The organism is Actinomycetospora endophytica (assembly GCF_021026375.1).
Taxonomy (GTDB): Bacteria; Actinomycetota; Actinomycetes; order Mycobacteriales; family Pseudonocardiaceae; genus Actinomycetospora; species Actinomycetospora endophytica.
On sequence record NZ_JAJNDB010000006.1, the window covers coordinates 158,535 to 170,297 of the forward strand.

The following is an 11,763-nucleotide window of genomic DNA, read 5'->3' on the forward strand; positions in this document are numbered from 1 at the left end:
GAGCACGATGGCCTTTACCGTCCAGATGCCTGCTCTCGGCGAGAGCGTCACCGAGGGCACCATCACCCGGTGGCTGAAGCAGGAGGGCGACCACGTCGACGTCGACGAGCCGCTGCTGGAGGTCTCGACCGACAAGGTCGACACCGAGATCCCCTCGCCCCAGGCCGGGGTGCTGCAGCGGATCGTCGCGAACGAGGACGACACCGTGGAGATCGGCGGTGACCTCGCGGTCATCGGCGACGAGTCCGAGGGCTCCGGGGGCGGTTCCGGCGGGGGGTCCGCCCAGCCGTCCCAGGCCGCCGAGCCGGAGCCGGAGCCCGAGCCGGAGCCGGAGCCCGCGCCGCAGGCCGCCGAGCCCGAGCCGGCCGCGTCGTCGTCGGGTGGCTCGTCGTCGGGCGGCTCGTCGTCGGGTGGCTCGTCGTCGGGCGGGTCCTCCGGTGGCTCGTCCGGCGGGTCGGGGACGTCGGTCGAGATGCCGGCCCTGGGCGAGTCGGTCACCGAGGGCACGATCACCCGCTGGCTCAAGCAGGTCGGCGACACGGTCGAGGTCGACGAGCCGCTGCTCGAGGTCTCCACGGACAAGGTCGACACCGAGATCCCCTCGCCGGTCGCCGGGACGCTGCTGGAGATCCGGGCGAACGAGGACGACACCGTCGAGGTCGGCGGCGTGCTCGCCGTCGTCGGGAGCGGGAGCCCGTCCTCGGGTGGCGGTCAGGGCGCCTCGCAGCCCGAGCCCCCGGCCGCACCGGCCCCGGCGCCCGAGCCGGCCCCGGAGCCGCAGCGCGCGCCGGAGCCCGAGCCGCAGCCCGCGCCGTCCGGCGCCGACGACGAGGTCAGCCACGAGACCGCCGCCCCGGCCGCCTCGAGCAGCCCGGCCGACGCCGGCGGTGGCGCCTCGCCGTCGTCGAACGGTGACGGCGGCGGCCAGGGCGGCGCCCCGTACGTGACGCCGCTCGTGCGCAAGCTCGCCTCCGAGCGCGGCGTCGACCTCTCGGTGATCAGCGGCACCGGCGTCGGCGGGCGCATCCGCAAGCAGGACGTCGTCGCCGCCGCCGACGAGCAGGACCAGCAGAAGGCCGCGTCGGCCCCGTCGTCGAGCCCCCAGCCGGCCGCGGCCGCGTCGGGCGGGTCCGGATCGGGTGCGGTGCATGGTGGCGAGGTGCAGAAGCCGACCGGGGCGGGCGCGGCGATCCCGCAGCCCGACGAGTCGGGCCTGCGCGGCACCACGCAGAAGCTCTCGCGGCGCCGGGCGACCATCGCCAAGCGCATGGTGGAGTCGCTGCAGACCTCCGCGCAGCTCACGACGGTGGTCGAGGCCGACGTCACCCGGATCGCGCGGCTGCGCGACCGGGCGAAGGCCGACTTCGCGGCCCGCGAGGGCGTGAAGCTCTCGTTCCTGCCGTTCATGGCGCTCGCCACCGTCGAGGTGCTGAAGGCCCACCCGGGCGTGAACGCGTCGATCGACACCGAGAAGGGCGAGGTCACCTACCACGGCGCCGAGCACCTCGGGATCGCCGTGGACTCGCCCGCCGGGCTGATCGTGCCGGTGATCCACGACGCCGGGGACCTCAACCTCGGCGGGCTCGCCCGCCGGATCTCCGACGTGGCCGACCGGACGCGGGCCAACAAGATCGCGCCGGACGAGCTCTCGGGCGGCACGTTCACGATCACCAACACCGGCTCGCGCGGCGCGCTGATCGACACCCCGATCATCAACCAGCCGCAGGTCGGCATCCTGGGCACCGGGGCGGTCGTGAAGAAGCCGGTCGTGGTGACCGACAGCGAGGGCGGCGAGTCGATCGCGATCCGCTCGATGGCCTACCTCTGCCTGTCCTACGACCACCGGATCGTCGACGGCGCGGACGCCGCCCGCTTCCTCGGCTCGGTGAAGGCCCGGCTCGAGGCGGGTGCGTTCGAGGCGGACCTCGGCCTGTAGCCGGTTCGCGCGCTTCTGACCGAGGGGCCCCTTCGCTCGATCTGTTCGAGTGACGGGCCCCTTCGCTCAGAACGCCAGGTCGCGCGCGGCGGCGGTCTCCGCGACGATCACGCCATGCGCGTCGTCATCTCCGGTTCGTCCGGACTCATCGGTACCGCCCTGGTGCCCCACCTGCGCAGCGCCGGGCACGAGGTCGTCCGCCTCGTCCGGCGCACACCGCAGGCGCCCGACGAGCGCGGGTGGGACCCGCCGTCGGGACGCACCGACGCCGGCGCCCTCGACGGCGCGGACGCGGTGATCAACCTCTCCGGAGCCGGGATCGGCGACAAGCGCTGGACCGGGGCCCGCAAGCAGGAACTGCGCGACAGCCGCCTCGTGCCGACCGACGTGCTCGCCCGCGCGGTCGCCGCCCAGGGCATCCCGCTGATGATCAACGGGTCCGCGGTGGGCTTCTACGGCGACACCGGGGCGGTCGCCGTCGACGAGTCCGGCCCGCGCGGCCGCGGTTTCCTCGCCGACCTCGTGCGCGACTGGGAGAACGCCACCGCCCCGGCCACCGAGGCGGGCGCTCGGGTGGTGACCGTCCGCACCGGGCTGGTGCTCTCTCCCGCCGGCGGGCTCCTGGGCATCATGCGGCCGATCGTGAAGGCCGGCCTCGGCGGACGGCTGGGCTCCGGCGAGCAGTTCTGGCCCTGGGTCAGCCTCGACGACGAGGTCGGTGCGATCACCTATGCGCTGGAGCACGACTCCGTCGTCGGGCCGGTCAACGCCACCGGCCCCTCCCCCGTGACCTGCACCGAGTTCACGAAGACGCTGGCCTCGGCGCTGCACCGACCGGCGCCGTGGGTCGTGCCCGGGTTCGCGATGCGGGCGGTGCTCGGCGAGTTCGCCGACGAGGGCGTGCTGGTGAGCCAGCGGGTGCTGCCCGGCGTCCTCGAGCGCGAGGGGTACACGTTCCAGCACGCGTCGGTGACCGCGGCGCTCTCGGCGGTCCTGGACGGCTGACCCCGCGCGATGTCAGCAACGGACCATCGCTGACGCGGCGCCGTCGTGACACCGCACCGGGGTAACGTCGCGCGCATGGGCTCCCACCGCGCGAGCAGCGACCCGATGCAGGTCCTCGAGCTCGGCACCGTCGAGTACACGCAGGCCTGGGAGCAGCAGCGGGACCACGCCGACGCGCGGGTCGCCGACACCGGCCCGGACGTGCTCATGCTGCTCGAGCACCCCAGCGTCTACACCGCGGGCAAGCGCACCCAGCCCGAGGACCGCCCGGCGGACGGCACCCCCGTCGTCGACGTCGACCGCGGCGGCCGGATCACCTGGCACGGGCCCGGTCAGCTCGTCGGCTACCCGATCCTCAAGCTGGCCGAGCCGTTCGACGTCGTCGCCCACGTGCGCCGCCTCGAGGAGGCCCTCATCGCGGTCTGCGCCGGGTACGGCCTGGAGACCGGGCGGGTCGACGGGCGCTCCGGGGTGTGGCTGGCCGCCGGCGACGGGCGTCCCGAGCGCAAGATCGCCGCGATCGGGGTGCGGGTGGCCCGCGGGGTGACGCTGCACGGGTTCGCCCTCAATGCCGACCCCGACCTCGCCGCGTTCGGCGCCATCGTCCCGTGCGGGATCGCGGACGCCGGCGTGACGAGCCTGACCGCCGAGCTCGGCCGTCGGGTCACCGTCGACGAGGTCCTGCCCGATGTCCGCGAGGCCGTCCTGGCCGCCTGCGCGGGCGAGCTGGCGGTGAGCGAGCACACCATCGCCCGCCCCGACACGACCACCGTCGGCGGCGTCGCGGTGGAGATGCTCGCCGGGCGCTGACCCCGGGCGTGAGGTTCGCCGCCGATCATGGATCGGGCTCACGCGTAAACTGGACGACGTGACCACGACGACCGGACCCGCGACCGCTCCCGAGGGACGCAAGCTGCTCCGCCTCGAGGTCCGCAACTCCCAGACGCCGATCGAGCGCAAGCCCGACTGGATCCGCACCCGCGTGCAGACCGGCCCGAACTTCTCCGAGCTCAAGGGCATGGTGCGCTCGGCGGGCCTCGCGACGGTGTGCGAGGAGGCGGGCTGCCCCAACATCTACGAGTGCTGGGAGGACCGGGAGGCGACGTTCCTCATCGGCGGCGAGCAGTGCACCCGCCGGTGCGACTTCTGCCAGATCGACACCGGCAAGCCCTCCCCGCTGGACCGTGACGAACCCCGCAAGGTCGCCGAGTCGGTCCGCCAGATGGGTCTGCGGTACTCGACGATCACCGGCGTCGCGCGCGACGACCTCGACGACGGCGGGTCCTGGCTCTACGCCGAGACCGTCCGCCAGGTGCACGAGATGAATCCGGGCACCGGGGTGGAGCTGCTCATCCCCGACTTCGACGGTCGGGACGACCAGCTCGGCCCGGTGTTCGACGCCGCGCCGGAGGTGCTCGCGCACAACCTCGAGACGGTGCCGCGCATCTTCAAGCGCATCCGCCCGGCGTTCCGCTACGAGCGCTCCCTCGACGTCATCCGCAAGGCGCGCGCCGCCGGGATGGTCACCAAGTCCAACCTGATCCTCGGCATGGGCGAGACCCCTGAGGAGGTCACCGCGGCGATGCAGGACCTGCACGACGCCGGGTGCGACCTGCTGACCCTCACCCAGTACCTGCGGCCCTCGCTGCGCCACCACCCGGTGGAGCGCTGGGTGAAGCCCGAGGAGTTCGTGGAGCACCGCGACGCCGCCCTCGAGATGGGCTTCGCGGGCGTCATGGCCGGGCCGCTGGTGCGCTCGTCGTACCGCGCGGGTCGGCTCTACGCGCAGGCCAAGCTGCACCGCGGCGAGGCGCTGCCGGAGGGCATGGCCGAGCTCGCCGAGGAGGGCGAGGCCCGCCAGGAGGTCGGCTCGGTGCTCGCCCGGCGGGCCTGAGCCCGCCGTCGGGAAGCGTCCGCGTCTTTCCCCCATCTCCGTCCGGAGCGTTGCGGGCGGGTACGGCAGAATGGGTGGCATGGCGAAGGACTCGGCCGGCAAGGCGACCAAGGAAGAGAAGAAGGCCGCCAAGCAGGCCTCGCGTGCGCAGCGGCGCGAGCGCTGGTCGCAGATCTGGCAGGCCTTCCAGATGCAGCGCAAGGAGGACAAGCTCCTCGTTCCGCTGATGGTCGGCGCGATCGTGCTCACCGCGCTGGTGTTCCTGGTCGTCGGCCTACTGATCGGCCAGTCGTGGTTCCTGGTGCCGATCGGCGTGCTGCTCGGCGCGGCGCTGGCGATGCTGCTGTTCGGGCGCCGCGTGCAGAACAACGTCTACACCAAGGCCGACGGCCAGCCCGGCGCGGCCGGTTGGGCGCTGGACAACATGCGCGGGCAGTGGCGGGTCACCCAGGCGGTCGCCGGGACGACGCAGCTCGACGTGGTGCACCGCGTGATCGGCCGCCCGGGCGTGGTGCTCGTGGCCGAGGGCGCCTCGCACCGCACGAAGGGTCTGCTCGCCCAGGAGAAGAAGAAGGTCTCCCGGGTCGCCGGGCAGGTGCCGATCTACGAGTTCACGGTCGGCAACGAGGAGGGCGACGTCCCGCTCTCGAAGCTGCAGCGGCACATGACCAAGCTCCCCCGCAACATCGACAAGGACCAGATGGAGACGCTCGAGAAGCGCCTCACGGCGATCGCGGGGCGCGGTGGGCCGGCGATGCCCAAGGGGCCGGCGCCCAAGGGCGCGGGCATGAAGGGCATGCAGCGCACCGTCCGGCGCCGGTGATCCTCAGCGGGTTCCTCGCGCAATGATCATGAGCACACTGCGCAGCCGCTGAGCGCCGCCGACCTGCCCCACGTGCCCCTGATCAACAACGAGGCCGAGAAAGCCGCCTACCGCGTCCTGATCACGACGGTCCGGCTGACGCGGTCGTGGAGCCCCCGCCCGTCACGATCCATGATCAGCGCGGGGACGATGAAGAAGAGCGACGCCGTCCGCACGAGCGCCCACCCCCCGACGCGTGCCGCGCCGTCCACCCGGACCGTCCGCAGCCCCGTCAGGACCATCGCGGGGGTCTGCCCGATGACCGCGACCGGGATCGTCACGAGCACCGCCCAGACGGCGAGGCTGAGGTAGGCGGGCGCCGGGAAGCTGATCGCGGAGGCCACCAGGCCGCCGATGAGCAGGTCGAGCAGGAACTGGCCCGCCCGACGCAGCGGCGCGGCGACGGACCCCGGCCCCTCCTCCGGGAGGCCGAGATCACGACCCGGGTAGCCCTCGGCGTCGGGCCCGGCGGCCGCGCCCGTCCGCGACGGCCTGCCGGACCCGTTCGGCTCAGCGTCCGGCACGCGACGTGTCGGTGCGGAGGCCGGAGCCCGACCTTCCGGACCTTCCGGGCGCTCGGTCGACGCCCGATCAGGCCCCTCGTCGGCGAGCCATTCACGAATCCACGACACTCTGACAGGCTACGGTGCCGCGGCGTCGGGATGCGCCACGGCAACGTCGCCGATCGGTTCGTCCACGACTCGGCAGTGGGCAATGGGACGTGCTGCGGAATGTGAGTCCGTCCCGTTAACTGCTGCGAAACACCGGTGCGACGAGCGAGTAACGCCAACCGCTTAGCGTCCGGGGTCACCTGATGTGGTGAGCGAACCCCGACCGGGCGGGGGACACCCGCTCGTCCGCACCACAGTGTCCGGCCAGAGAAGGAGCCAGCGAGGGTGTTCAACAACCAGGACGAGGTCTTCAAGTACATCTCCGACGAGGGGGTGCAGTACGTCGACGTCCGGTTCTGTGACCTCCCCGGCCAGATGCAGCACTTCACCGTGCCTGCCTCGGAGTTCGGCGGCGGCGTCTTCACCGACGGCCTCGCCTTCGACGGCTCCTCGGTCACCGGGTTCCAGACCATCAACGAGTCGGACATGACGCTGCTGCCCGACGTGGCGACCGCGCGCATCGACCCGTTCCGGGCCCAGAAGACCCTGAACATGAACTTCTTCGTGCACGACCCGCTGACGCTCGAGGCCTACAGCCGCGACCCCCGCAACGTCGCCCGCAAGGCGGAGAACTTCCTGTCGACGGTCGACGTCGCCGACACCTGTTTCTTCGGGCCGGAGGCGGAGTTCTACATCTTCGACTCGGTGCAGTACGAGTCGACGATGAACACCCAGATGTACAAGGTCGACGCGATCGAGGGTGTCTGGAACACCGGCCGTGACGAGCCGGGCGGCAACAAGGGCTACAAGATCGCCGCCAAGGGCGGGTACTTCCCGGTCGAGCCCACCGACCAGACCTCGGACCTGCGCGCCGCGATCGGCACGAACCTCATGAACTCCGGCTTCGAGCTGGAGAAGCTGCACCACGAGGTCGGCACCGGCGGCCAGGCCGAGATCAACTACAAGTTCAACACGCTGCTGCACGCCGCGGACGACCTGCAGCTGTTCAAGTACATCGTCAAGAACACCGCCTGGCAGGCCGGCAAGACCGTCACGTTCATGCCGAAGCCGATCGCCGGCGACAACGGCTCGGGCATGCACTGCCACCAGTCGCTGTTCAAGGGCGGCGAGCCGCTGTTCTACGACGAGAACGGCTACGCCGGCCTCTCGGACATGGCCCGCCACTACATCGGCGGCATCCTGCACCACGCGCCGTCGCTCGTGGCCTTCACCAACGCCACGGCGAACTCGTACCACCGCCTGGTGCCCGGCTTCGAGGCACCGATCAACCTGGTCTACTCGAACCGCAACCGTTCGGCCTGCGTCCGCATCCCGATCACGGGCAACAACCCGAAGGCCAAGCGCCTCGAGTTCCGCTGCCCCGACTCGTCGGGCAACCCGTACCTGTCCTTCGCCGCCATGATGATGGCGGGCCTCGACGGCATCCGGAACAAGATCGAGCCGCCGACGCCGGTCGACAAGGACCTCTACGAGCTCCCGCCGGAGGAGGCCGCCAACATCGCGCAGGTGCCGGCCAGCCTGGACGCCGCGGTCGACAACCTCGAGGCCGACCACGACTACCTCCTCGAGGGCGGCGTGTTCACCTCCGACCTCATCGAGAAGTGGGTCGAGCTCAAGCGCGACGACGTGACCGGCCTGCGTCTGCGGCCGCACCCGTACGAGTACGAGCTGTACTACAACTGCTGATCGACCCACGACGGCCCGGTCACCCCGCTCGGGGTGGCCGGGCCGTCGTGCTGTGCAGGGCCGGTGACGACGGCGGGTGCGGCCTCCGGTGGGCAGGTCACCGGCGGTCGCGCAGGTCCTCGCGCGGGGAGAGCGCCGCGGCCGCGACGTACTGGTAGACGTAGCGGACCTCCTCGCCCTGGCTGATCGGCACGCAGACCCAGCCGACCCACTCCCCCGTCGTCGTGCGCCGCCATCCGAGCAGCTCGCCCGGGACGCGACTCTGCAGGTCCACGCCGTCCGGGACCGCCCGCGGCGGCCGACCGGACGGTCGCGGGTAGGCCACGGCGAGGTCCACCCACACCCGGCGGACCTCGGTGCGCTGGAGCGCGCCCGAGCGCTCGTTCCTCCGCTGCGCCGGGCCTCGCTCGTCGAACACGTGTTCGATGATGACGGGTCACCCCGTCCGGACGCCACCGGGCCCGCCGATGTCACTCGACGGGCCCGAGAGTGTCGGTGGGCGGTACGACGGTGCCCGGATCGCCACGCCGTCCATGATCACCGGGATGACGAGGATCTGGGCGGCCGGCGCCTGGCTCCTCGTCATCCTGGCGATCATGCTCAGGAGCAGCACCGGCGATGGGCGCCCCTCGCCCATAGAGTCGACCGAAGGTGCCCTTCGCTCAGAACGCCGGAACGAGAGCCCGCTCAGACCGCGGAGAACGCCTCGTCCACCACCGCGCGGGCGTGCCGCGTGACCCGCCGGTACTCGTCGATGCACGCCCCCGGGTCGTCCTCCGGGTAGCCCAGCGCCGACGCGATGGCCGCCAGCTCCCGCCCGGAGCGCGGCAGCTGGTCGGTGGCCTTGCCGCGCACGAGCGTCGCCACTCCCCGGACCCGGGTCGCGACCGTCCACCCGGCGGCCAGCGCGTCGGTGTCGTCGGCGGAGAGCAGCTCGGCGTCGCGCAGGGCGTCCAACGCCTCGAGCGTCGAGGTCGTCCGCAGCGCGGGCAGCCGCCCGGCGTGCTGGAGCTGCAGGAGCTGCACGGTCCACTCGACGTCGGCCAGCCCGCCGATGCCGAGCTTCGTGTGCAGCGCCCGGTCGGCACCCCGCGGAAGGCGCTCGGCGTCCACGCGCGCCTTCATCCGGCGGATCTCCATGGCCTGCTCCTCGGGCAGCCCCTCCGACGGGTACCGGTAGGGGGCGATCATCTCCGAGAACCGCTCCCCCAGCTCCGCGTCGCCGGCGACCGGCCGCGCCCGCAGCAGGGCCTGGCGCTCCCACGTGGCCGCCCAGCGCCGCAGGTAGTCGGCGTACGACGACAGCGTGCGCACCAGCGCGCCGGTCCGCCCCTCGGGGCGCAGCTTGGTGTCGACCTCCAACGGCGGGTCCGGGCTCGGCTCGCCGAGGGCCGTGGTGACCGCCTCGACGACGCCCCGGGCGTAGGTCGTCGCCTCCTGGTCCGAGACGCCCTCGGCGGGCTCGCAGACCGCGACGACGTCGGCGTCCGAGCCGTACCCCAGCTCCGCGCCGCCGAGCCGGCCCATCCCGATGATCGCGATCTTCGCCGGCCGGGGCCCGTCCCCGACCCGCTCGCGCTCCGCGGCGTCGAGCGCGGCCTGCAGCACCGCCACCCACACGCTCGAGAGCGCCGCGCACACGTGCGGCACGTCGGTGAGGCCCAGCAGGTCGGCGCACGCGATCCGCAGCAGCTCGACCCGTCGTAACGACCGCGCCACGTTGCCCGCCGAGCGCGGGTCGGCGTGCCGGCCCACCGCCGCGCGCAGCGACTTCGCGACCTCCGCCGGGTCGCGCGCCACGAGCTCGGCCGACGGCCCGTCGCCGCCGAGCATCCGCAGCACCTCGGGCGAGCGCGGCATCATCTCGGCGACCCAGCGCGAGGTGCCGAGGACGTAGCACAGCCGGTCCGCGGCCAGCCCCTCGTCGCGCAGGAGCGCCAGGAACCACGGGGTGTCGGCCAGCGCCTCGGAGACCTTGCGGTAGGCGAGCAGGCCGTGGTCGGGGTCGGCCGTGGTGCCCAGCCGGTCGAGCAGGACCGGCATGAGCGCCCGCTGGATGCGCGCCGCGCGGCTGGTCCCGGAGGTCAGCGCCGCCACGTGCTTCAGCGCCCCCGACGGCGAGCTCCAGCCCAGCGCGGCGAGGCGCTTGGTGGCGGACTCCTCGGTGAGCACCAGCTGCTCGCCCGGCACGCGGGCCACCGACTCCAGCAGCGGGCGGTAGAAGAGCTTCTCGTGCAGGCGCCGGACGCGGACCGTGGTGCGCGACCGTTCGGCCTGCAGCACCCCGACGGCGTCCCGGCGCCCGTCCGCGCGCAGCTTCGCCGCGCGCGCGAGCCAGCGCAGGCCCGCCGTGTCGTCGTCGGAGGGGAACAGGTGGGTGCGGCGCAGCTTCTGCAGCTGCACCCGGTGCTCGAGCATCCGCAGGAAGCGGTAGGACGCGGCGAGGTTCGCGGCGTCGTCGCGGCCCACGTACCCGCCCTCGGCGAGCGCGGCGAGGGTCTCGAGGGTGTTCTGCCCCCGCAACGACTCGTCGCCGCGCCCGTGGACGAGCTGCAGCAGCTGGACGGCGAACTCGACGTCGCGCAGGCCGCCGCGGCCCAGCTTGAGCTCGCGGTCGGCGTGCTCGTGGCGGATGTGGTCCTCGACGCGGCGGCGCATGGCGCGCACGTCGGCCACGAAGTCGTCCCGGTCGGCGGCGCTCCACACCATCGGGGCCAGCGCGTCGCAGTACTCCCGGCCCAGGTCGAGATCCCCCGCGACCGGGCGGGCCTTGAGCAGCGCCTGGAACTCCCAGGTCCGGGCCCAGCGCCGGTAGTAGGAGACGTGGCCCTCGAGGGTGCGCACCAGCTGGCCGGACCGGCCCTCGGGGCGCAGGTTCGCGTCGACCTCGAGGAACGCCTCGGTGGCGACGCGCATCATCGCGGCCGCCACCCGGGTCGCGGAGTCGACCGCCCCCTCCGCCACGAAGATCACGTCGATGTCCGAGACGTAGTTGAGCTCGCGGCCGCCGCACTTGCCCATGCCGATGACGCCGAGGCGGTGGTCGCCGGCGCGTTCCGGCCCGACCTCGGCGCGGGCGACGGCGAGCGAGGCCTCCAGCCCGGCGGCGGCGAGATCCGCGAGCTGGGTGCACACCACGTCGACCGGCAGGATCGGCAGTTCCGGCTCGCACACCGCCTGCAGATCGGTGGCGGCCAGCAGCAGCACGTCGTCGCGCCAGGCCAGGCGCAGCAGCTCGACGGCGGCGTGCCCGGTGACGGTCGCGGCCGGGACGGCGTCGTCGGGCTTCGCGCCCACCGCGTCGAGGTGGGTGCGCCGACGGTCGTCGGCGGTGGGCAGCCGCGAGGGGTCGAAGACGCGCCCGGGCGCGGTCGTCGTGCGCAGCATCCGCCAGCGCTCGGGCTGGCCGACCAGGTGCTCACCCAGTGCCGTCGACCCGCCCAGCACGCCGAACAGCCGGCCCCGCAGGCCCTGGTCGGTCCGCAGCGCGCGGTCCAGCTCGTCCCACGCCTCGTCGTCGAGGGCCTCCCGGAGCCGTTCGACGGCGACCAGCGCGAGATCCGGGTCGGCCGCCCGAGCGAGCGCCCACACGACGAGGGCCGCGGCCGGGACCGCGTCGTCGCCGTCCCACCAGCCGAGGTCGGCGAGGCGCCGGCCCGCGTCGGGGTCGGTCAGTCCCAACCGCGCGGGGGCGCGCGCGGGACGGCGGTCCCGCGCCGTTCGGGGAGCGTTCATGACGCCAGCGTAT

General features: G+C 73.3%; 10 protein-coding genes. 6 read left to right on the forward strand and 4 right to left on the reverse strand.

The genetic code is table 11. The features are described from left to right. Positions 1 to 7 precede the first annotated feature (7 nt). From sucB to LQ327_RS24460, 5 genes are all read left to right on the forward strand, one after another. Complete coding sequence (gene sucB / locus LQ327_RS24440; protein ID WP_230738383.1) at positions 8 to 1,936, forward strand: 2-oxoglutarate dehydrogenase, E2 component, dihydrolipoamide succinyltransferase; 1,929 nt, start codon at positions 8 to 10, stop codon at positions 1,934 to 1,936. A 114-nt stretch (positions 1,937 to 2,050) separates the two neighbouring features. After that, on the forward strand, positions 2,051 to 2,941 hold the full coding sequence (locus LQ327_RS24445; protein WP_230738384.1) for a TIGR01777 family oxidoreductase: 891 nt from the start codon (positions 2,051 to 2,053) through the stop codon (positions 2,939 to 2,941). 75 nt (positions 2,942 to 3,016) lie between these two features. Next, positions 3,017 to 3,751, forward strand: a complete 735-nt coding sequence (gene lipB / locus LQ327_RS24450; protein ID WP_230738385.1) for a lipoyl(octanoyl) transferase LipB — start codon at positions 3,017 to 3,019, stop codon at positions 3,749 to 3,751. A gap of 58 nt (positions 3,752 to 3,809) precedes the next feature. Continuing rightward, positions 3,810 to 4,835 carry a lipoyl synthase gene (gene lipA, locus LQ327_RS24455; protein ID WP_230738386.1) on the forward strand — a complete coding sequence of 342 codons (1,026 nt, stop codon included), beginning with the start codon at positions 3,810 to 3,812 and terminating at the stop codon, positions 4,833 to 4,835. Between the two features lie 79 nt (positions 4,836 to 4,914). Further along, positions 4,915 to 5,658 (forward strand): DUF4191 domain-containing protein, encoded by a 744-nt coding sequence (locus LQ327_RS24460; RefSeq protein WP_230738387.1) that lies wholly within the window; start codon positions 4,915 to 4,917, stop codon positions 5,656 to 5,658. Positions 5,659 to 5,765: 107 nt separating this feature from the next. Here LQ327_RS24460 and LQ327_RS24465 read toward each other — a convergent pair whose 3' ends face one another. Continuing rightward, a complete protein-coding gene (locus tag LQ327_RS24465) occupies positions 5,766 to 6,221 on the reverse strand; it encodes an RDD family protein (RefSeq protein ID WP_230738388.1) in 456 nt (151 codons plus the stop codon). A gap of 372 nt (positions 6,222 to 6,593) precedes the next feature. Here LQ327_RS24465 and glnA point away from each other — a divergent pair, with 372 nt between their 5' ends. Beyond that, complete coding sequence (glnA, locus tag LQ327_RS24470) at positions 6,594 to 8,015, forward strand: type I glutamate--ammonia ligase (protein WP_230738389.1); 1,422 nt, start codon at positions 6,594 to 6,596, stop codon at positions 8,013 to 8,015. 97 nt (positions 8,016 to 8,112) lie between these two features. Here the strand turns inward: glnA and LQ327_RS24475 are convergent, their stop codons facing one another. The 3 genes from LQ327_RS24475 to LQ327_RS24485 all read right to left on the reverse strand — a co-directional run bounded on the left by LQ327_RS24475 (position 8,113) and on the right by LQ327_RS24485 (position 11,750). After that, positions 8,113 to 8,433, reverse strand: coding sequence for a hypothetical protein (locus LQ327_RS24475; protein WP_230738390.1), 321 nt, complete (start codon positions 8,431 to 8,433; stop codon positions 8,113 to 8,115). An 18-nt stretch (positions 8,434 to 8,451) separates the two neighbouring features. Then, entirely contained in the window at positions 8,452 to 8,601 is a 150-nt protein-coding gene (locus LQ327_RS24480; protein ID WP_230738391.1) for a hypothetical protein, read from the reverse strand. A 101-nt stretch (positions 8,602 to 8,702) separates the two neighbouring features. Then, complete coding sequence (locus LQ327_RS24485) at positions 8,703 to 11,750, reverse strand: bifunctional [glutamine synthetase] adenylyltransferase/[glutamine synthetase]-adenylyl-L-tyrosine phosphorylase (protein ID WP_230738392.1); 3,048 nt, start codon at positions 11,748 to 11,750, stop codon at positions 8,703 to 8,705. Positions 11,751 to 11,763 lie beyond the last annotated feature (13 nt).

Excerpts from the sequence above, each read along its gene's own strand:
- sucB (WP_230738383.1), top strand. The coding sequence starts at position 8 with ATGGCCTTTACCGTCCAGATGCCTGCTCTCGGCGAGAGCGTCACCGAG.
- lipB (WP_230738385.1), top strand. The coding sequence starts at position 3,017 with ATGGGCTCCCACCGCGCGAGCAGCGACCCGATGCAGGTCCTCGAGCTC.
- LQ327_RS24445 (WP_230738384.1), top strand. The coding sequence starts at position 2,051 with ATGCGCGTCGTCATCTCCGGTTCGTCCGGACTCATCGGTACCGCCCTG.
- LQ327_RS24485 (WP_230738392.1), bottom strand. The coding sequence starts at position 11,750 with ATGAACGCTCCCCGAACGGCGCGGGACCGCCGTCCCGCGCGCGCCCCC.
- LQ327_RS24480 (WP_230738391.1), bottom strand. The coding sequence starts at position 8,601 with ATGACGAGGAGCCAGGCGCCGGCCGCCCAGATCCTCGTCATCCCGGTG.
- LQ327_RS24460 (WP_230738387.1), top strand. The coding sequence starts at position 4,915 with ATGGCGAAGGACTCGGCCGGCAAGGCGACCAAGGAAGAGAAGAAGGCC.